Origin of the sequence: Salinisphaera sp. T31B1, assembly GCF_040361275.1 — a bacterium.
Classification (GTDB): Bacteria; Pseudomonadota; Gammaproteobacteria; order Nevskiales; family Salinisphaeraceae; genus Salinisphaera.
The window spans coordinates 690,056-710,387 of sequence record NZ_APNH01000002.1 but is presented as its reverse complement, the minus strand read 5'-3'; the positions used below and the strand labels follow the sequence as shown (position 1 = coordinate 710,387).

The 20,332-nt window shown below is 64.7% G+C and carries 19 protein-coding genes and 1 tRNA gene; 14 read left to right on the top strand and 6 right to left on the bottom strand.

Features of this window, described 5'->3' with window-relative positions; genetic code table 11:
- Positions 1–71: 71 nt before the first annotated feature.
- Together T31B1_RS10090 and T31B1_RS10085 are read left to right on the top strand one after the other, a co-directional pair.
- A complete protein-coding gene (locus T31B1_RS10090) occupies positions 72–1,379 on the top strand; it encodes an NTP/NDP exchange transporter (protein WP_353249352.1) in 1,308 nt (435 codons plus the stop codon).
- The gene (locus tag T31B1_RS10085; RefSeq protein WP_353249351.1) at positions 1,376–2,335 is read left to right on the top strand and encodes an aldo/keto reductase; all 960 of its coding nucleotides are present in this window, start codon (positions 1,376–1,378) and stop codon (positions 2,333–2,335) included. The genes T31B1_RS10090 and T31B1_RS10085 overlap by 4 nt, the downstream gene beginning before the upstream one ends.
- Before the next feature lie 216 nt (positions 2,336–2,551).
- Here T31B1_RS10085 and clpB read toward each other — a convergent pair whose 3' ends face one another.
- On the bottom strand, positions 2,552–5,134 hold the full coding sequence (clpB, locus tag T31B1_RS10080) for an ATP-dependent chaperone ClpB (protein WP_353249612.1): 2,583 nt from the start codon (positions 5,132–5,134) through the stop codon (positions 2,552–2,554).
- 266 nt (positions 5,135–5,400) lie between these two features.
- Between clpB and T31B1_RS10075 the strand changes: the two genes are divergently transcribed.
- Together T31B1_RS10075 and T31B1_RS10070 are read left to right on the top strand one after the other, a co-directional pair.
- Positions 5,401–6,141: an LOG family protein gene (locus T31B1_RS10075; protein ID WP_353249350.1), complete on the top strand. Its 741-nt coding sequence runs from the start codon at positions 5,401–5,403 to the stop codon at positions 6,139–6,141.
- Positions 6,142–6,146: 5 nt separating this feature from the next.
- Complete coding sequence (locus T31B1_RS10070; RefSeq protein WP_353249349.1) at positions 6,147–7,409, top strand: M14 family zinc carboxypeptidase; 1,263 nt, start codon at positions 6,147–6,149, stop codon at positions 7,407–7,409.
- Here the strand turns inward: T31B1_RS10070 and T31B1_RS10065 are convergent.
- Positions 7,406–8,113, bottom strand: a complete 708-nt coding sequence (locus tag T31B1_RS10065; protein WP_353249348.1) for a TIGR04282 family arsenosugar biosynthesis glycosyltransferase — start codon at positions 8,111–8,113, stop codon at positions 7,406–7,408. The two genes, T31B1_RS10070 and T31B1_RS10065, sit on opposite strands and share 4 nt — an antisense overlap.
- Before the next feature lie 50 nt (positions 8,114–8,163).
- Here T31B1_RS10065 and T31B1_RS10060 point away from each other — a divergent pair.
- The 4 genes from T31B1_RS10060 (at position 8,164) to T31B1_RS10045 (ending at position 10,935) form a co-directional block, all read left to right on the top strand.
- Positions 8,164–8,239: transfer RNA gene (locus T31B1_RS10060), tRNA-Ala, on the top strand.
- A 699-nt stretch (positions 8,240–8,938) separates the two neighbouring features.
- Complete coding sequence (locus tag T31B1_RS10055) at positions 8,939–9,619, top strand: GntR family transcriptional regulator (protein WP_353249347.1); 681 nt, start codon at positions 8,939–8,941, stop codon at positions 9,617–9,619.
- Between the two features lie 22 nt (positions 9,620–9,641).
- Entirely contained in the window at positions 9,642–10,034 is a 393-nt protein-coding gene (pcaC, locus tag T31B1_RS10050; protein ID WP_353249346.1) for a 4-carboxymuconolactone decarboxylase, read from the top strand.
- Positions 9,949–10,935 (top strand): NAD(P)-dependent oxidoreductase, encoded by a 987-nt coding sequence (locus T31B1_RS10045; RefSeq protein WP_353249611.1) that lies wholly within the window; start codon positions 9,949–9,951, stop codon positions 10,933–10,935. The genes pcaC and T31B1_RS10045 overlap by 86 nt, the downstream gene beginning before the upstream one ends.
- Positions 10,936–11,205: 270 nt before the next feature.
- On the opposite strand, the gene T31B1_RS10040 is transcribed toward T31B1_RS10045, so the two are convergent.
- The 3 genes from T31B1_RS10040 to T31B1_RS10030 all read right to left on the bottom strand — a co-directional run bounded on the left by T31B1_RS10040 (position 11,206) and on the right by T31B1_RS10030 (position 12,862).
- Positions 11,206–11,586, bottom strand: a complete 381-nt coding sequence (locus T31B1_RS10040; protein WP_353249345.1) for a cupin domain-containing protein — start codon at positions 11,584–11,586, stop codon at positions 11,206–11,208.
- Positions 11,583–11,816, bottom strand: coding sequence for a hypothetical protein (locus T31B1_RS10035; RefSeq protein ID WP_353249344.1), 234 nt, complete (start codon positions 11,814–11,816; stop codon positions 11,583–11,585). Before T31B1_RS10035 ends, T31B1_RS10040 begins: the two co-directional genes overlap by 4 nt.
- A gap of 233 nt (positions 11,817–12,049) precedes the next feature.
- Positions 12,050–12,862 carry an N-acyl homoserine lactonase family protein gene (locus T31B1_RS10030; protein WP_353249343.1) on the bottom strand — a complete coding sequence of 271 codons (813 nt, stop codon included), beginning with the start codon at positions 12,860–12,862 and terminating at the stop codon, positions 12,050–12,052.
- Between the two features lie 676 nt (positions 12,863–13,538).
- Here T31B1_RS10030 and madL point away from each other — a divergent pair.
- Entirely contained in the window at positions 13,539–13,955 is a 417-nt protein-coding gene (madL, locus tag T31B1_RS10025) for a malonate transporter subunit MadL (RefSeq protein WP_353249342.1), read from the top strand.
- Entirely contained in the window at positions 13,948–14,715 is a 768-nt protein-coding gene (gene madM / locus T31B1_RS10020) for a malonate transporter subunit MadM (protein ID WP_353249341.1), read from the top strand. The genes madL and madM overlap by 8 nt, the downstream gene beginning before the upstream one ends.
- Before the next feature lie 16 nt (positions 14,716–14,731).
- Here madM and T31B1_RS10015 read toward each other — a convergent pair whose 3' ends face one another.
- Positions 14,732–15,640 (bottom strand): LysR family transcriptional regulator, encoded by a 909-nt coding sequence (locus T31B1_RS10015; protein WP_353249340.1) that lies wholly within the window; start codon positions 15,638–15,640, stop codon positions 14,732–14,734.
- Positions 15,641–15,783: 143 nt separating this feature from the next.
- Here T31B1_RS10015 and mdcA point away from each other — a divergent pair, with 143 nt between their 5' ends.
- The 4 genes from mdcA to mdcD are packed head-to-tail and all read left to right on the top strand — an operon-like array spanning position 15,784 to position 20,324.
- Positions 15,784–17,430, top strand: a complete 1,647-nt coding sequence (gene mdcA, locus T31B1_RS10010; protein WP_353249339.1) for a malonate decarboxylase subunit alpha — start codon at positions 15,784–15,786, stop codon at positions 17,428–17,430.
- Positions 17,430–18,368, top strand: coding sequence for a triphosphoribosyl-dephospho-CoA synthase (locus T31B1_RS10005; RefSeq protein ID WP_353249338.1), 939 nt, complete (start codon positions 17,430–17,432; stop codon positions 18,366–18,368). Before mdcA ends, T31B1_RS10005 begins: the two co-directional genes overlap by 1 nt.
- Entirely contained in the window at positions 18,349–18,654 is a 306-nt protein-coding gene (locus tag T31B1_RS10000; RefSeq protein WP_353249337.1) for a malonate decarboxylase subunit delta, read from the top strand. The genes T31B1_RS10005 and T31B1_RS10000 overlap by 20 nt, the downstream gene beginning before the upstream one ends.
- Positions 18,651–20,324, top strand: a complete 1,674-nt coding sequence (mdcD, locus tag T31B1_RS09995) for a biotin-independent malonate decarboxylase subunit beta (RefSeq protein ID WP_353249336.1) — start codon at positions 18,651–18,653, stop codon at positions 20,322–20,324. Before T31B1_RS10000 ends, mdcD begins: the two co-directional genes overlap by 4 nt.
- Positions 20,325–20,332 lie beyond the last annotated feature (8 nt).

Below are 20,332 nucleotides of genomic sequence, written 5' to 3'. Positions count from 1 at the left end.
CCAATGAGGTGACATCAGGGATGCTGTGGGCATGTGCTTGAGAATCAAGGTTACCGGGTTGGACGGGCCACGTGGCTGAACCTGGGCGTGTCCGGCGCGCTCTGGCGCTCGAACCGGGTGAGTTCGGGCCGGTCGCGTGGTCGTTCTCGTATTTCTTCTGTCTGCTCGCTGGCTACTATGTTCTACGGCCGGTACGCGACGAGATGGGCATCCAGGGCGGCGTCGACGCGCTAGCGTGGGTGTTCTCGGCAACGTTCCTGCTCATGCTGGCGGTGGTGCCGTTATTTGGCTGGGCGGTACGACGGTACTCGCGGCGCGGACTGGTGGTCGTCAGCTACGGGTTTTTCATCGTCAATCTGTTCGGCTTCTTTGTGCTCATGCGTAGCGAATGGGCGCCGGTCTGGACCGCGCGGGCATTCTTCGTCTGGGTCAGCGTGTTCAATCTGTTCGTCATCTCGCTGTTCTGGAGCGTGATGAACGATGTCTTCGATGCGCGTCAGGCGCTGCGCCTGTTCGGCTTGATTGCCGCCGGAGGCAGCCTGGGCGCGATTGCCGGGCCGGGCCTAACCGCGCTGCTCGCCGATCGTCTGGGTCCGGTCAACCTGCTGCCGGTGTCGGCGCTGTTCCTGATCGCTGCGACCGGCAGTGCGCTGGCGGTCATGGGTTCGTCCCGAGCCAGCCGAGCCGCTCCGTCGGCACGCAGCCGGGGCGAAAGCGTCTGGGCGGGTGCGCTGCATGTCGCCAGATCACCCTATCTTCTGGGCATCTGTGTATTCATCATCGCCTATTCGTCGCTGTCGACGTTTCTGTATTTCGAGCAGGCACACATCGTCGAGCAGGCGTTCGCGGACAGCGCGCGCCGTACCCAGATCTTTGCCGGCATGGATCTGGCGACCAATATCATCACGCTTGCCCTGCAGTTTTTCGCCACCGCACGGCTGGTGGCCTGGTTCGGCCTGCCGCTGGCGCTGGCGCTGATTCCGCTGGCTGTGGCGGCCGGCTTCGGCATGCTGGGCCTGATGCCAACGCTGGGTGTGCTGGTCGTGTTTCAGGTCGTGCGCCGGGCCGGCAACTATGCGATCACCAAGCCGGCGCGCGAGATGCTCTTTGGCGTCGTCTCGCCCGAAGACAAGTACAAGGCCAAGAATTTCATCGATACCGTGGTCTATCGCGGCGGCGACGCGGCCAGCGGCTGGCTGTACAGCGGGCTGGCCGCACTGGGCCTGGGTCTGTCGGCGCTTGCCTTCGCCGCCATGCCGCTGGCACTGGCATGGGCCGGCGTGGGTATCGCGCTGGGCCGTGCGCGCCGGCGCCGCGAAACCGTTATCGACACCGTCCACTCTTGTCATCCCCACGAACCGGAGAGCCACCGATCATGAGTACAGATAGCGATCGTTCGAATCATGACGCCAGTCGCCGCCGGGTACTGCAATACGGCGCAGCCGGACTGGGCCTGGCCGCGCTGCCGTGGCCGCTCGGCGCCGCCGAGATCGACCCCGAAGCGGCAAGACAATCCATGCGTCAACGCGCGATTCCCTCGAGCGGCGAATCGGTACCGGTCATCGGCATGGGCTCCTCCGGATCTTTCTCCACGCGCAGCCAGGACACGCTCGCCGATCTGCGAACGGTGATGGAACACTTCGTCGCCATGGGCGGCACGCTGGTCGACACCTCACCGACGTACGGCAACGCCGAGACCAATATCGGCAACATCGCGCGCGAGACCGGGCTGCGCGATCGGCTGTTCATGGCGACCAAGGTCCATATCGACGGCCGCCAGGCCGGGATCGATCAGATGGCCGAATCCGAGCGCGCGCTGGGCTCGCCGATCGATCTCATGCAGATTCATAACTTCATCGATCTGGAGACGCAATGGCAGACGATGAAACAGATGAAGACGGACGGCCACGTCCGGTACATCGGCATCACGCACTATCTGACCAGCGCGTTCGAAGAGCTCGAGCACCAGATGTCGACCAAGGATCTGGACTTCGTACAGTTCAACTATTCGATCATGACGCCGGACGCCGAAAAACGCCTGCTGCCGCTGGCGGCCGACCGTGGCATCGCGGTACTCGTCAACCGCGCCTACAACGACGGCCGCTTCTTCAGCCAGGTCAAGGGTCATGACCTGCCCGACTATGCCAAGGAATTCGATTGCTTTTCCTGGGGCCAGTTCGCACTCAAGTACGTGCTCGCCGAAGAGGCAGTCACCGCCGTAATTCCTGCAACCAGCGACCCCGAGCATCTGGCCGATAACATGCACGCCGGCTACGGCAAGCTACCGGACACGGCCATGCGCAAGCGAATGCGTCAGACACTGGCGTCGCTGTAGCCGTGCACAAGGCCGGGCAGTTGCGACCCGGCCGTGGCTTGCCAGCGCGGGATCGGGGTCTCGCAGGCTCCGGTCGTCGCCGTCGACGTCGCCTGGGCGAACAACAGCAGCGGCTGTAACCATGGCCGTTGCCACGCCAAAATCTCGATCGTCGCCGGGCCAGGAAACAACAAAGCCCGCCGAGGCGGGCTTTGTCATGGCCGGCGGCGTCGAAGGTCACGCGGCCTTATCGAAGTGCAGGGCGGTATCCTCGCCGAGATCGACGTTGACCGTATCGCCGGCCACGAATTCACCGGCCAGAATACGTTTGGCGAGCGGATTTTCCACCAGCGTCTGGATCGAGCGTTTGAGCGGCCGTGCGCCGTAGACCGGGTCGAAGCCGGCTTCGGCGAGCTTGTCGATCGCGGCATCGCTGATATTCAGGGTCAGTTCGCGCTCGGCCAGCCGTGTTTCCAGTTCCCGCATCTGGATACGCGCAATCTGGCGAATCTGGGCCTGCGCGAGCGGGTGGAAGACCACCGATTCGTCGATCCGGTTGATGAACTCGGGCCGGAACTGGCTGGCCACCACTTCCATGACCGATTCCTTCATCGTTTCGTAGTTCTCCTCGCCGGCGAGCTCCTGTATGAGCTGGCTGCCGAGATTGGACGTCATCACGATCACGGTGTTGCGGAAATCCACCGTGCGGCCGTGGCCGTCGGTCAGCCGGCCGTCGTCGAGTACCTGCAGCAGGATGTTGAACACATCGCTGTGCGCCTTTTCGACCTCGTCCAGCAGAATCACGGAGTAGGGCTTGCGGCGCACGGCTTCGGTCAGATAGCCGCCCTGTTCGTAGCCGACATAGCCGGGCGGGGCACCGATCAGCCGCGCCACGGAGTGTTTTTCCATGAACTCGGACATGTCGATGCGCACCATCGCGGCTTCGGTATCGAACAGGAACGTCGCGATCGCCTTGCACAGCTCGGTCTTGCCCACGCCGGTCGGACCCAGGAACAAGAACGAACCGATCGGGCGATTCGGGTCGGATAGACCGGAGCGCGAGCGGCGAATGGCATCCGAGACCGCGGTGACGGCCTCGTTCTGGCCGATCACGCGTTCATGCAACGAGTCCTCCATGCGCAGCAGCTTGTCGCGCTCGGCTTCGAGCATGCGCGACACCGGAATGCCGGTCCAGCGCGACACGATCTCGGCGACTTCCTCGTCGGTGACGTTGTTGCGCAGCAGCTGATGGGCTTCGGGTTTGGCCTCGGCCGCCTGGGCTTCGGTCAGCTCGCGTTCCAGCTCGGGAATCCGGCCGTACTGCAGCTGGGCCATACGCTCGTAGTCGCCGGCCCGCTTGGCCGCTTCCAGATCACGCTTGGCCTGGTCGAGTTCCTCGCGCTTGGTGGCGGCACCGGCCACGCTGGCCTTCTCCGACTTCCAGATCTCTTCCAGGTCCGAGTACTCCCGTTCGAGCTGGCCGATCTCCTCATCCAGGCGGGACAAGCGCGTCTTCGAGCCCTCGTCGGTCTCCTTGGACAGGGCCTGTTTTTCGATCTTGAGCTGGATCAGCCGGCGATCCAGGCGGTCGAGCTCCTCCGGCTTGGAATCGATCTCGATCCGGATCTTCGAGGCGGCCTCATCGATCAGGTCGATGGCCTTGTCCGGCAGCTTGCGATCGGTGATATAGCGCTGGGACAACTTGGCGGCCGCGATGATCGCGCCGTCGGTGATGTCCACACCATGGTGCACCTCGTAGCGTTCCTTCAGGCCTCGCAGGATGGCGATGGTGTCCTCCAGGTCCGGTTCGTCGACCATCACCTTCTGGAAGCGACGCTCGAGCGCGGCATCCTTTTCGATGTTCTCGCGATACTCGTTGAGCGTGGTCGCGCCGATGCAATGCAGCTCGCCTCTAGCCAGGGCCGGCTTGAGCATGTTGCCGGCGTCCATCGCGCCTTCGGCCTTGCCGGCGCCGACCAGGGTATGGATCTCGTCGATGAACAGGATGATCCGGCCTTCCTGTTTGGCCAGGTCGGCCAGCACGCCCTTGAGGCGATCCTCGAACTCGCCGCGGTACTTCGCCCCGGCGATCATGGCCGCCAGATCGAGTACCAGCACGCGCTTGTCGCGCAGCGATTCCGGCACCTCGCCGTTGACGATGCGCTGGGCCAGGCCCTCCACGATCGCGGTCTTGCCCACGCCGGGTTCGCCGACCAGGGTCGGGTTGTTCTTGGTCCGGCGCGAAAGTACCTGGATCACGCGGCGAATCTCCTCGTCACGGCCGATCACCGGGTCGAGCTTGCCCTGTTCGGCGCGCTCGGTGAGGTCGGTGGTGTACTTGTCGAGCGCGCCGCGCTGCTCCTCGGCGTTGGCGTCCTGCACGCTCTGGCCGCCACGCATGGCATCGATCTGCTCGAGCAGCATGTCCCGGGTCGCGCCGGCGTTCTTGAGGATCTTGCCCGCATCGGACTTGTCTTCAAGCATCGCCAGCACGATCAGTTCGCTGGACACGAACGCATCGCCGCGTTTCTGGGCGAGCTTGTCCGAAAGGTTCAACACCCGCACCAATGCCTGGCTGGGGTTGACCTCGCCGGTGGCCTGGCCGACGGTCGGCAGCTCGTCCAGGCTCTTGAGCACCTGGTTACGGATCTCGCGTACGTTCAGGCCGGCCCCGTCGAGCAGCGGGCGCACGGTGCCGCCTTCGGCATCGAGCAGGGCGAGCAGCAGATGCTGTGGCTGTATTTCGTTATGGTCTCGGCCGACGGCCAGACTCTGGCTGTCGGCGAGCGCCTGTTGAAGTTTGCTGGTGAGTTTGTCCATTCGCATGGATAGATCCCCTGTTTCGGTTCGATGATGCAGACCGGTAACCACCGATCCGTGATGTGATCAGTTATAGGTGTCAGCTCGGGACAATTCAACAGTCGTTTGAAAGATAAACACAGGCCGCTCCGGGCCGTTAAGAAAAACATGCGCTGATATACTCGCGGGAATACACGATTTCGCGCCGAGCACCGGGGATTGGGGGCTTGCTGCGTCGGAATCAGCCGCCCGACATCGCCGGGACGCTCGGCCAGCAAGAGGATTCAATGACCAAGGCTTACAACAACGCCGAGTTCATGCTCGGCGAAGACGCACGGCCGTTGCGCCTGCTGTCGGAATACATCGAACCACGCACCCGGCTGGCCCGGCTCAACGTGCACCGGGCCTTGATCTTCTGGGGCTCGGCGCGGCTGCGCCCGCACGGCGACGACCCGGTCTCCGATACCGTCGACTTCTATGCCGAGGCGCGCTCGCTGGCCGCTCGCATGACCCAATGGACCATGGACACGCATGCCGACGATGAGCACTACTACATCTGTACCGGCGGTGGCCCCGGCATCATGGAAGCGGCCAACCGGGGCGCCGCCGATGTCAACCGCGAGCTGTCGATGGGCTACAACATCGAACTGCCGCACGAACAGGGCAGCAACCCCTATATCAGTGACGCGCTGAACTTCGAGTTCCACTACTTCTTCATGCGCAAGTTCTGGTTCATGAATATCGCCGAGGCGTTGATCATCTTCCCCGGCGGTTTCGGGACGATGGACGAGCTCTTCGAAATGCTCACCCTGATCCAGACCGGCAAGCAGCCGCGTATTCCGGTGGTGCTCTACGGTAAGGACTTCTGGAGCCGGCTGATCAACTTCGACGTATTCGTCGAGCTCGGCCTGATCAGCGACCATGACGCCGAGCTTTTCTATATCGCCGAGTCCGTGGACGATGCCTACGATTTTCTTACCGATGCATTGGCCGAGGACACCGCGACCGCGCAGAGCCGGCATGGCTGAGTGATATGACTGATCGATCGTTCAAGGCACAGGTTCTGGCCGAGGCCCGGCCTCGACGCGGGCTTCTGGTCGCCGCGTGGCTCGGTAGCATGGTACTGGTCGCACTCGTGGCCGTATTGTTCACCGCACATTGGTCGAATAGCCAACGCGCGCCGCTGCCGCCTCAGGCCGAGTCCGCCCCGCAAACCGCTGCAACCGGCGCCGACTCCATACGACCGGCGACCTCCGATGACGTCGTCACGTCGTCGCCGGACACCGTCGTAGCGGCCGAACAGCCAAACGCTGCGGCCGGTGAAGCTTCTCCGGGTTCTTCCGATGCCGCCGGCGGGCAGGACAATAGAACGTCGCCCGACGAACAGGCCGACATGACCGCCTTGGCTGCGACCCCGGCGCTGGCCGATATGCAAATGGCCGGTGGCCTGGGCCTGGTTTCCATGCCCGCCGTGGCCAGCTCACAGCCGCCGAGCGATCGCGTGGCCCACTGGTGTCGTCAGCTGGCCGAACAGGTAGCGGGCGTCGAATCGGACGATTGCATGAATGGCGCGTTTCGTGACACCGGTCATCGTTCGGTCGACGGACGGCCCATGGTCGTGCGGGACATGCCGGCCAGCAGTGGCGTGCCGCAGGGCAGGGTACTGCTGATCAGCGCCACCCACGGTGACGAACCCAGCTCGATCGCCACCGTATTCGAATGGATGGCGCTGATGGCCGACAACGGCACGCCCTACGAGTGGCATGTCGTACCCACGCTCAACCCGGACGGCGCCTTGCATCAGCCGGCGACCCGAGTAAACGCCAATGGCGTCGATCTCAACCGCAATCTGCCGACCGATGGATGGGCACGGGAGTCACGCGACTACTGGCGCCGGGTGGGGTTTGAAAAACGTCGGTTCCCGGGTGCAAGCGCAGGCAGCGAACCGGAGAACCGCTGGCTGGCCGAGGAGATCGAGTCATTTCAGCCGAACGTGATCATCTCGCTTCACGCGCCGTACGGCGTGCTCGATTACGACGGTAATTTTCCACCGCCGCAGAAACTTGGGCGCCTGGACCTCCATCGGCTCGGTGTGTATCCGGGTTCGCTCGGCAACTTTGCTTCGCACATGCGGGGTATTCCGGTAATCACGGTCGAACTCGACGATGCCCGTCAAGCGCCGGATGCTGCCGAAGTCAGGCGTATGTGGGCGGATCTGAACGGCTGGTTGGACCGGTATCTGCGCAGCGTCCGTCAGGCGCGCGCCGATACGGGCGCGGCAGACAACGCGGGCTAGGCCCGTACGAAGCGAATCCCCGGCATGGTCGCCTGCCGGGACAGCGCCGACCGGCGGGGTGCGCTGAGCCTCAGCCAGTCACGTGCGTCGTCGATATCGCGGCGAGGATGCCACTCATGCCACGGGCCCGCGAGCGCGCGCAGCCGGGTTCGCGTATGGCGGGCCACCCGGGCGCTGCTCCAGCGTGGCCCGCGAAAAACGCCGGCCGCGGCTCGCCGCAGACCGATCGCCCAGTACCCGCCGTCGGTACAAGGCGCCAACCAAGCGTCTTCGACGTCGAGGCTGCGGCGTGCATCGGCCAGCCAGCCGTCTTCGAGCACAGGCTGATCGCTGCCCATGAGGATCGCCGGGGCGCCGTCGGTGGTCGCCGTCGCCAGAGCGCGGTGCATCCGCCGCCCGAGATCGCCACGCGGCTGGCGCACGAGCCGAACGTCGTGACGCCGAGCCATGCGTTGAAAGAACGGGTGACGCGTGTCCGGCGCACACACGACAATCACTGGACCATGGTGGGCCCGTCGCGCGTGTAGTACGGCATGTTCGAGCAATGCGCGATAGATTCGCGTCGCTCGGCAATGGCCCAGCCTTCGCGCCAGGCGGGTCTTGCAATAGCCGTAGCGGGGCGCCTTTGCAAAGATGAGCAGGTGCAGCGGCGGCGCTATCGACGACACGTCGGCGGGGCGGTCGAGGGGGTTGGCAAACGACATAAGCCTGATATGATACGCCGCTCGCTCGGCAAGAGCGCAGCAAAGAATCTGGGGCCGTAGCTCAGTTGGGAGAGCGTCGCGTTCGCAATGCGAAGGTCGGCGGTTCGATTCCGCCCGGCTCCACCAGAACGGGGTTCCGTGCGACCCATGATCAAGCCCGGCAAGCGTTCCGCTGCCGGGCTTTTTTGTGTCTCGGGCACGCCAGCAGAAATATGGGATCGTCGCAGCTGCGGTTGATGCCGGCGCCTGCTCGAGCCGCCGCATCCGAATGCTCGCAGGCTGGCGAAAATCGGCTAGGGCATTGAAGAGAAGCCCGTTGCTCTGGTTACGCGTCTCACATGGCTCGTCGGCGTCGACCGATACTCGACTCGAGCGGGTCGAGCGGCCAGCAGCAGGCGACGCGCAGACGGCTTGGTCGCTGCCTGGCTACGACAGCGTACAACCCTGGGCGCCCGAACGCCGCTTCGGCCGGTTGATCGCGGCTCTGAGTCTGTCTTGCGATGCCTGACGACCGGGTATCGATCCGTAGCAGACGCTTCGGTGTTGTCCGAGCCGAGCGCCGACCCGGCTTGTTCGGGGTACAGGCCGCGAGCGCGGATCACCGATTTGACTTTCGTCTAGTTGCAGCCCGGACACACGTCGTAGAAAATATTGTCGGACAATGAGACGATAGCTGTCTTCTGGATAATTGCTGCTTAAACAGCGCTCCATCGACGCGTGTTGTCTCGTGCCGTCGTGGCGTCCGAGCCTTCTGTGATAATCGACAGCTGATCTTGCCCGATCGACCGACGATCGGCCCATCCACGCCGTGAGGGGAATATCGCCGTGAAGATAAAGCGTCAGTCGGCGTCGTTACGCCACCAGGTTCAGGACGTGCTCCGCGACGAAATCGTATCGGGCCGGCTCAAACCGGGCCAGCGCCTGGTCGAGCAACAGCTCTGTAGTGCGATGGACGTCAGTCGTACTTCGCTGCGCGAGGCATTGAGGCGTCTCGAGGCCGAGGGTCTGGTGGAACTCGTGCCCCACCGTGGCGCGGTAGTGGCATCCGTTGCCGTCGAGGACGCGCGCCAGATCTATGAGGTGCGTCGCGTGCTCGAAGCACAGGCCGTCGAACATTTCGTGGCTTCGGCCAGTGACGAGGACGTTGCCGAGCTACAGATCGTCATCGACGAGCTTTCGGCCTGTTCGGTGGACAAACTCTCGGGCGCCGACCTGCTGGATATCAAGCAGCGCTTCTATCACATCCTGCTGGATATCGACGAGAACACGATATTGCGCGGAATTCTGGACGTCCTGAACAACCGGGTCAGTCTTTTACGTGCGCTGTCGATGGGGCGGTCCGGCCGGCCGGCGAACACCGTAGCCGAACTGCGTGAGATGGCGAAGGCCATCTCGCAACGCGACGGCGAGGCGGCCTGCCGCGCCACACGAACGCATATTGAGAATGCGGCAGCCAACGTGCTGTCACTGCTCGAGCAGCAGAATCCGCCGTCCTCAACGGCTTAAGAGATCAACCAAAGGAGTCATCATGAGCAGCGAACTTTTCGATAAGGGCCTGGGCATTCGACGCGAGGTACTCGGCGCGGAGTATGTCGATCCCGCGTTGGCGAACGCCACCGAGTTCACCGAGTCAATGCAGGAGCTGGTGACCGAATACTGCTGGGGGAACATATGGGGTCGAGATGGCTTGCCGCGCAAGACACGCAGCATGCTCAACATCGCCATGCTGACCGCACTCAACCGTCCGCACGAAACCCGTCTGCACCTGCGCGGCGCGCTCAATAACGGGGTCACTCGGGACGAGATCCGCGAGATCCTGCTGCAGACCGCGATCTATTGCGGCGTGCCGGCGGCGATGGAAAGCTTCAAGCTGGCCCAGCAGGTCTTCGACGAAGTCGACGCCGGGACTGACGATGAGTGACGCCAAGCCGACGATCGGGTTCATTGGCCTCGGCCAGATGGGTCGACCCATGGCGCGCGCGCTGTCAGGCGCCGGGTATCCGCTGGTCTTGCACGACGTCGACGCGTCGGCAGCCAGCGCACTCGCCGACGAGTTGGGGGCCGAGTCTGCGAGCCATCCCGGCGAAGTCGGTCGGGCGGCGACAATCGTCATCCTGATGTTGCCCAACAGCCGGATCGTGGGCCGGGTGGTGCTGGGCGAGAGCGACGCGCCGGGATTGGCTGCCGGCATGGCCGCCGGCGGCACGATCATCGACATGAGCTCGTCCGATCCGGTCGAGACCCGCAAGCTGGCCGAGGCACTCGGCGATTACGAGTTGCGCCTGGTCGACGCGCCGGTATCTGGCGGTGTGAAAAAAGCCGAAAACGGCACGCTGGCGATACTGATTGGTGGTGACGACGAGCCCGTCGACGCCGTCGAGCCGGTGTTGCGCGCCATGGGCGACAAGCTGCTGCGGGCCGGGCCGCTGGGCGCGGGGCATACAATGAAGGCGCTCAACAACTTCGTCTCGGCAGCCGGGCTGATGGCCGCCAGCGAAGCGTTGCGTATCGGAACCCGGTTCGGTATCGAGCCGGCCACCGTGGTCGAGATTCTCAACGCGTCGACGGGCCGCAACAACAGCACAGAGAACAAGTTTCCGCAGTACGTGCTGCCGGAGTCCTTCACGAGCGGCTTTTCACTTGCGCTGATGACCAAGGACATCGGCATCGCCCGCGATCTCGCGAAGTCGATCGACATGCAAGCGCCGCTGCTCGATGAATGTGCCCGCGAGTGGCGCGAAGCCGAATCGGCGCTGCCCGAACGCAGCGACCATACCGCCTTTATCCGGTATCTCGATCAACTGGGCAGCGAGCGCGGCTGAGCGTTGGAATGGCCCCGTCACGCGCCAGCGCGCGTGACGGGGCTTACCTGGATCTCCATGAGTGCTTTGTCTGCCGCGACGGGATGAAGCGGCTTTCGATTGGCGGCGAGTGCACGGCCCGTACGCACCGAGGGCTGTCACATCGGCGTTCACTATAAATAGATGCGTCTATTCTCGTCGCGGCGGTTCTGTGGCGAGCGCGCCGCTCAAGTGCCGTGCGCCTGAAGAAAACCAGAGCGCCTTCGGCGGATGGGTCGTGACCGGCGCGTATTATGGCTGGTACTGCCCGTCGGTGACTGCCTGCTCCCAACGTGTTTCACCCAGCGATGTCGCTGTGTGGAGCATATAGCTGCCTGGCGTGGCGCCGTGCCAATGGCGTTCGTTGGCCGGTATCCAGACGATGTCCCCGCTGCGGATCTCTTCAGGTGTGCCGCCGTCGGTGCAGATCAGTCCGCGGCCCGCGGTGACTTGCAGAATCTGGCCGTGTTCGTGGGTATGCCAGTGCGTGCGCGCGCCCGGGGCGAAGAATACGTTGTTGATGGCGACTCCATCGGTGCTCGGCATGACCGGGTCGCCCCACACGGTGCCGGTGAAGGTGGCCGTACGGTTCTCAGAGGCGGCCTCGGCGTCGCGTCCGTGAATGATCTTCATGCGTTCTCCTGGGTTGTGGTTGAATCGGTATCGAACAGTTGGGTGCCGCCGAAGACATCGCCGATGGCCGCGACCATATGGTTGTTGATCCGGTCGCGATATTCGGGTGCCTGGAGCCGCTGAAGGATATGCGGATCCCAGTGTGGCCGGCGATCGTCGTCTCGCCGGTGGCGGCCGGGTTGGTTGAACCGCGCGCGGTCGAGCAGCGGGCTGCCCCTGCTAGCACGCATTGGCGCCGCTGTCTTGTGGAAGGGCGCGATGACCGAGCCTCATGCATCGACGTGCGCCATCCCTGGGACGGCGATCAATCTGAGCTGGCTTTTGCTGGCCTCCGACGCGGCTTGCCGGTCGATAGTCGAACGTCGAGCGGCGGCCTGCACGATGTACCAACCGCTTTCAGCGATGGTGGCGTCCCTGCTTCGCTCAGAGGGCATTCGCATGTGCGTCGCCGGCCTGCTCGGAATCAGGCAATACATACGGCGAAGCCCGGGTCGCTCGGATCCACCGGCGCAAAGCGCGTCATCACCTCGGGGTCATGGCCCGGAACCAGCACCGCGCCCGGGGCGGTGAGCAGTTCGCGAATTGCGGCGAAGCTGCGATACATGTCAAGCAGACCTGACATCACCGCGAATGGCCGGTCGCATTCGAGTTCCTCGTAGTAGTGCACGGCATCCGAGGAAAGCACGACCGGGCCTTCAGGCTGCGCTACGACCAGCGACAGCTGGCCGGGTGTATGGCCGGGCATCTCCAGTAGCTGCAGACCCGGGGCGAGACTGTGCGTTGTGCCGACGCGTTTAACTCGGCCTGCGTCGGCGAGCGCCAGCAACCGACGATTGTCGTCGGCGTCCATGGCCACGGCCAGCGGTCCGCGATCGGCGAACGGCCCGGCGATGAAGTCGTACTCGGTCTGCGACATCACGATCTCGGCGTTGGAAAACAGATCGATATTGCCGGTGTGATCGTAATGCGCGTGGGTGATGACCAGCTGGCCGACGGTGGCCGGGTCGATCTGCAGTCGCCGCAGGGCATCGGCCGGAGTGACCAACATGGTGCGATCACGCGCTGCGCCGGCCGCGGCACTGAAGCCGGTGTCGATGACCCAGGTTTGCCGGGCGTCGCGCACCACCCAGAAGTAGTAGTCCATCACGGCCGGGGCGTCAGGTTCGCCGAAGGCCTCGAAGTTGTAATAGATCTCACTACGCAGGGTGTCACGCGTGCCATAACGCACAGCAATGATCTCGCGCCTTTCGGTGGCGGGGCTCTGATCGGTCGGCATATCAGGTCTCCGGGGTGGCGGCTCAACGTCATTAGCCGTCCGAACGATCATATTGTCGGACAATAATAGTCGAGACGACTAGACGTTGGTCTAGTTTCAAACGGCCGTTCTTGTAATCCCCCGCTGCCGGCACCGGGGTGGCAGGCTGTAGAGCGCGTGCGCCAGAGGACGTCAGACGCGTGTACCGCGTGCGTCGGCACGTCGCCCCAAAGCAGCCTCACAGATCGCGGTGCGATCGTCTGTCCGCTGCATACAGGCGCGATGCGCCAAGCGATACGACGCTTCCCGGGCCTGGCGAGTCACCGCTTTGGGCGAACACTGCGCTCGTCGCGAAGGACCGGGTGCGTCGGCGGGTGGAGCGGACATCGCGTGCCAGGTTTGCCTCGAACGAGAGGGCGGCCGGCCGGCAAAGAGCCGGCCGGGAGGCCGCCGGATCATCCGACTTTGGTATGAGACAGCGTTGGGATGACAGCCGATACTCGTATGGATGCTTTGCCGCTTCGTCCGCGCGCGAAGCCCCACGGGCCCTGCGTCTGCGGCCCCGCGCTGAACAACGTTGCGCACTACCCGGCGCCGGCGCGCCTAACGAACTTAACTTGAGCTTCGTTGATCGGGGGTGCGGGCACGCCCAAGACTGCCGGCCAACAGAAAAATCGATCGACGGAGGAGTTCTGCAATGATTATCTATGGTGTGGCACTACTGGCCGCATGCATGCTTGCCGGTAACGTCATCGGCGAGCTGATCGGGGCCGCGATCGGCGTCGATTCGAATGTCGGCGGCGTGGGTCTGGCCATGCTGCTGCTGGTGTTCGTGGTCTATCGCCTGCAGCAGAACGGGCGTCTGGATCTGTCCTCGCGCCGCGGCGTGGAGTTCTGGAGCTCGCTGTATATTCCGATCGTGGTTGCGATGGCCGCCAGCCAGAATGTGGTCGGCGCGGTCACCGGCGGGCCGGTCGCCGTGGTCGGCGGATTGCTTGTAGTGGCGGTGAGCTTCGCACTCGTGCCGGTCATCGCCCGCCTGGGCGCCGGCAAGTACGCGGTCCCGCTCGACGAGCTGGAATCGGCGCAGAACAAGGAGTCGCATGATGAGTGAGCGACTGCTTGACGTGTTCACCAGCAACGGCCTGATCACCGCGTTCGCCGCCGTCGGCCTGCTGATGCTGATCTGCAACCTGGTCTCGACCCATCTCACCGCCGGTCGTATCCACGGTTCGGCGATCGCGATCGCAGCCGGGCTGGTGTTGTCGTATATCGGCGGTCTCACCACCGGCGGCGAAGACGGCCTGGCCGATATTGCGTTGTTTTCCGGTCTGGGGTTGATGGGCGGGTCGATGCTGCGCGATTTCGCCATTGTGGCCACCGCGTTCGGTGTCGATGTAGGCGAGCTCAGGAAAGCGGGTTTGAACGGTGTCGTGGCCCTGTTTGCAGGGCTTGGCGTACCGTTCGTGCTGGGCGGGGTGGTCGCGTACCTGTTCGGCTATACCGACCCGGTCGCGGTGACCACCATCGGCGCGGGCGCGGCCACGTATATCGTCGGCCCGGTCACGGGCAGCGCCATCGGTGCCGGCTCGGATCTGATCGCGCTGTCGATCGCCATCGGCCTGGTGAAATCGATTTCGGTGATGATCATCACGCCCGCGATCGCGCGTACGATCTCGCTGAACAATCCGTCGGCGGCCCTGGTCTTCGGCGGCATGATGGGGACCACCAGCGGTGTGGCCGGCGGCCTGGCGGCGACCGATCCGCGTCTTGTGCCTTATGGCGCGATGACGGCCACCTTCTATACCGGTCTGGGCTGTCTGCTCGGCCCGTCTCTGTTCTATCTCATCGTGCGGGCGCTTCTCGGTGGCTGAGGCGCGCGCCGTCGGATCAGGCGGTGACTTCGGTCGCCGCCCGGGCCAGGGCGACGACCCGCTCGTCGCTGGCGCGCGATTTCAGGTAACACAGGCCGATCGTCTGAATCACGCGCTGGGCGGATACGACGCGGAAGAAATCCAGCTGGCCCGGGTAGATATTGTCGATTCGGCCCGGCAGCAACGCATGTCCGACGCCACCCTTGACCAAGCTGGTCAGCGTGAAGATGTCGTTGGCGCGCAAGGCCACACGCGGCGTGATATCGGCTTCCTGGAACATTCGATAGGCATCCCGTCCGGTCGAGAAATCCTGGGAGAGCACCACGAACGGTCGCCCGTTGTAGTGACGCAGATCGGCGTCGGCCGACGCCGGGCCCAGGCGCGGGCTGCCGTGTGCACAGGCGAGCTGGATCTCGTCGTCGAACAACGGCAACACCACACGATGCCGGCTGGCACGCAGTTCGTGCACGCAGAACAGGGCGGCGTCGATATCGCCGGCGTGCAGTTTGGTTTCAAGGTCGGCGTTGGAGCCCAGCACGAGCTCGATATCGCAGTCGGGCACTGCCGTCTTCAGACAGTTGATGATGTCGGGGACCAGCGCGACGGTGAGCGAATACAGCGAGCCGATACGGAAGATGCTCGGCGAGATGCCGGCCGCCTGCCGGGCGGCGTCGACGCTGGCCTGAATTCGGTCGATGATCTCGCGCGCGTCGCGTTCGAGCACGAACGCCGAGGCCAGCGGCACCAGCGAGCGGCTGCGATGGGCGAACAACGGACAGCCCACCGCGGATTCGAGCGAATGAATGGCCTTGTGGACCGAAACATTCGACAGCGACAGCGCTTCGGCCGCGCGCGCGAGATTCCGCTCACGCATGAATACCAGAAAGATCTCGAGCTTGCGCAGGGTGATTTCGTCGCTGCTCATGGTCCGGGCCCGGCAAGGGTCACGATGAGGCGGGCGGCTCCCGCGGCGATTAGCGTGACGTTAACTACACATGACGCAGGTTTATTGAACCCCGCGTGGGCGCATCTTACCGTGCTGTTCCCGCGTGCGAGCCAGGATAGAGCATGACCGAACGCAACTGGAACACCCGGTCCGAGGACAAGTCCGAACGCATGGCCGCGATCGCCCACCGACTGGATGGCAAGCTGCTGGCCCGAGAGCATATCGGCGAAGCGTTGTATGCGCTGATCCGCTCGCACGACCGGGTGATTGCCGAGGGCAATAACCAGAAACAGGCGGATTTCCTGTCCGGCGCGCTCGCGGATCTGGATCCGGCGCGTATCCATGACCTGCACATGATCCAGCCCAGCGTCGGGCGTCCGGAACATCTGGCAGTGTTCGAGAAAGGCATCGCCCGCAAGCTGGATTTCGCGTTTTCCGGTACGCAGAGCCATCGAATCGGCCAACTGATGATGGACGGCACCATCGAGGTCGGTGCCATTCATACCTATATCGAGCTCTATTCGCGCCTGTTCGTGGATCTGATTCCGCGCGTGCTGCTGACCGCGGCGTTCAAGGCCGATCGGGCCGGTAACCTGTATACCGGGCCGTCGACCGAAGACACGCCGGCGCTGGCCGAAGCTACCGCGTTTTCCAACGGTATCGTGATCGCCCAGGTCAACGAGATCGTGGACGACCCCGCGGACCTGGACCGGGTGGATATTCCGGCCTCGTGGGTGGATGTCGTGGTCGAAGCGGACAAGCCGTTCTTCATCGAGCCGTTGTTCACCCGCGACCCGCGTCATATCACGCCGGTACAGATCTTCATGGCGATGATGGCGCTTAAGGGCATCTACGCCGAGCACGGCGTGACCTCGCTCAACCATGGCATCGGCTTCAATACCGCAGCCATCGAACTGCTGCTGCCGACCTATGGCGAAGCCCTGGGGTTGCGCGGGAAGATCGCGCGCAACTGGGTGCTCAATCCGCATCCGACCCTGATTCCGGCCATCGAATCCGGCTGGGTGGAGTCAGTCCATTGTTTCGGCACCGAGCTGGGCATGGAAAAGTATGTCGCCGCACGGCCCGACGTGTTCTTTACCGGCCACGACGGGTCGCTGCGCTCCAACCGGGCGTTCTGTCAGCTCGCCGGCCAGTACGCGGCCGACATGTTCATCGGCTCGACGCTACAGATCGATCCCGACGGCAATTCCTCGACGGTGACCACGTCGCGCGTGTCCGGCTTCGGCGGCGCGCCCAATCTCGGCTCGGACGCACGCGGCCGCCGGCATGCCACTCCGGCCTGGGCCGATCTGGCTCCGGCCGGCGATCCGCTGGCGCGCGGCCGCAAGCTGGTGGTGCAGATGGTCGAAACGTTCCAGGCGGGGCTCAAGCCGACGTTCGTCGACCGTCTGGATGCGGTGACCGTGGCCGAAAAAGCCGGGCTGGCGCTGGCGCCGGTCATGGTCTACGGCGACGACACCACGCATCTGCTCACCGAAGAGGGTCTGGCCTATCTCTATCGGGCTGATTCGATCGACGAACGACGCGCGATGATCGCGGCCGTCGCCGGTGTCACCCCGCTCGGCCTGTCGGCCGATACGGCCACTACTGCAAGGCTGCGCGAACAGGGCAAGGTATGTCTGCCCGAGGATCTGGGCGTGACCCGCACGGAGGCGACACGCGCACAGCTGGCCGCCTCCAGCATCGCCGATCTCGTCGACTGGTCGGGCGGGCTCTACGAGCCGCCGCCGCGGTTCAAGAGCTGGTGATGATGCCCTCCGACAGAGCAACCGGGCCTGGACTGCACGCGGAGACGCTGGCGCAGATGCTCGCACGCACTGCCACGCAGGCACTGCGGGCCGAGGTCGACCTCACGCCCAAGCCCGGGCTGGTGGACACCCGCGACAGCGGCGCGCATCACGACATGAATCACGCGTTGATGGTCGCCTCGGGCCAAGCGTTGACCGTCGGCTTTCATGATTGCGCCGTGGCAGCGACTCGCGAGCGTGATCTGGGGCGGCTGCGCGCCGAACTCGGCGTGCTCGGCCGCGAAAGTGAAGCACGGATGATGATCGCCACCGCCGGCGTCAACACCCATCGCGGGGCGATCTGGGCGTTGGGCCTGCTGGTGGCAGCGGCCGCCGCCGAGCCCGGCCGCTGGCAGGCGCCAGCCCTGCTGGACTGGGTGGCAGTCATGGCCGCCATCGACGACCCGGCTCTGGCCGACGATCGCGACTCCAACGGTCAGCGAGCGATACGGCGTTACGGTGTGGCCGGCGCACGGGCCGAGGCCGCCGCCGGTTTCTGGCAGATCAGTCACGCGGGTTTGCCGGTGCTGCGGGCCGCACGAGCGGCCGGCGCGAGCGAACGGGTCGCACGGCTGAACAGCCTGATCGCATTGATGGCGATCGTCGACGATACCTGCGTGTTGAGCCGCTCGGGTCGGGCAGGACTTGCGCGAGTCCAGTCCAGAGCCTGCGACATTCTCGAAGCGGGCGGTGTCGGTACCCGTGCCGGCGCACGCACGCTGGCACGTCTCGAAGCCGAGCTCATTGCAGCACACAGTTCCCCGGGCGGCAGTGCGGATCTGCTCGCTGCGACATTATTCATCGATGCGCTGGAGACGGCGGCCCGCGATCAGTTCGGCCACGGTGTGCGGTGGCGCCCGGCGATACAGGAGGTTGTAGATGCAAACGCTTACGCTTGATTATCCCGCCGGGGCACCGGCGCGACAGCGCGCGCTGGCCGGCGTGGTCGGTTCCGGCGATCTTGAGGTGCTGCTCGAGCCGGGCCGGGCGGGCCGGTCGACGGTGGTGGTACAGACATCGGTCGACGGCGTTAACGATATCTGGACCGCCGTGCTGGGTCGCATCTTTGCTGACGAAACTCAACCGGCCGTGGCCCTGGAGATCAACGACTTCGGCGCCACGCCGGCCGTGGTCAGGCTGCGGATCGCCCAGGCCATGGAATCGGCCCGAGGACAGCGGTCATGAACAGTGCCGGGCTGCTGGAAAGACAGAGCTTCGTCGAGATGAGCGCCCGTGCACGCGTGACGCGTGTCCTCGATAGCGGAACGATGCGCGAGCTGCTCGATCCCTTCGAGCGGCTGCGCTCGCCCTGGCTGGCGATGCAGGACATCGTCACCCAGGCCGATGACGGCGTGGTCATCGCCCGCGGAACCATCGCCGGCGTGGACGTCGTGTGCGCCGCGATCGAACCGGCCTTCCAGGGCGGCTCCATGGGCGAAGTGGGTGGGGCCAAGATCGCCGGCGCGCTCGAAGCCGCGCTGGCCGACGCTCGCGACGGTCAGCCGGTGGTGCCCGTCTTGCTGCTGGAGACCGGTGGCGTACGGCTGCAGGAAGCCAACTGCGGGCTGGCGGCTATCGCCGAGATTCATGCCGCCATCGTGGCATTGCGCGAGTTCGTGCCGGTGGTGGGCGTCATCACCGGGCCGGTCGGCTGTTTCGGCGGGATGTCGATCGCGGCCGGGTTGTGCTCGGAACTGATCGTCACCCGCGAGGCGCGACTGGGTCTCAATGGCCCGCAGGTGATCGAACAGGAAGCCGGCATCGACGAATTCGACTCGCGCGATCGTCCGCTCATCTGGGGACTGACCGGGGGCGATCAGCGCCATGCCACCGGCCTGGTCGAACGGTTGTGCGACGACGATTGCGAAAACCTGGCGGCTGCGATCGCCGAGGCCGTGACCGCGCCGCCGGCCACGCCGGCGCGCATGCGGGCCGTGGATACCCAGCTTGCTCGGCTGAGCGCCATCGACCCGTCTCGAGCCTTATCGCCGGCCGAGGTTCGAAGCGTGTATGACCAGCCGCCAGCGACCCGCGCCACACGCCCGCAAAACGCGGACAACGCGGCGAGCTCGCGCGGCGCACGCTGGCTGGCTGCACTGACCGACGGCGCCGACCGCCGGGCGGGGTATCCGTCAAGCGTACAGGTCGTCGATCATGATCACGCACGTTATATCGCGGTCGTTCCGGATGCCGACAATCGCTTTGTGCGGGCTCGCGCCGGCGAGGTCGGGTTGGTCGAAGGCTGGACGCTGGCGCGCGCACTCGATGACGTAATCGAGGCCGATGCGAAGCAACCGGACAAACGACCCATCATCGCCGTGATCGACGTGCCCAGCCAGGCCTACGGGCGCATTGAAGAAGCGTTCGGTATTCATCAGGCCCTGGCCGCGGCGGCACAGAGCTACGCACGAGCCAGGCAGGCCGGGCATCCGGTGATCGGGCTCATCGTCGGTAAGGCCATGTCGGGTGCGTTTCTGGCCCACGGCTATCAGGCCAACCGGCTGATCGCACTCGACGACGAAGGCGTACAAGTGCATGCCATGGGCAAGCAGGCCGCGGCTCGAATCACACAGCGAACCGTCGAAGGCGTTGACAAGCTGGCCGAGACCATCACGCCCATGGCCTACGACATCGCCAGTTTCGACACGCTCGGGCTGTTGTTCGAACGGTTGGCGGTGGACTCTGCGGATACGCCCGGCACCGCCGACGTAGCCCGCGTGATGTCGGCCCTGGACAGGGCGCGTGCCGATATCGGCGACGATCGGAGCCTGAAATCGCGGCTGGATAGCCCCGGACGCACGGCATCGGTCGAGGTACGACGGCGACTGGCCGAACAATGGCGCACAGCGCCCTGAGGCCGGCG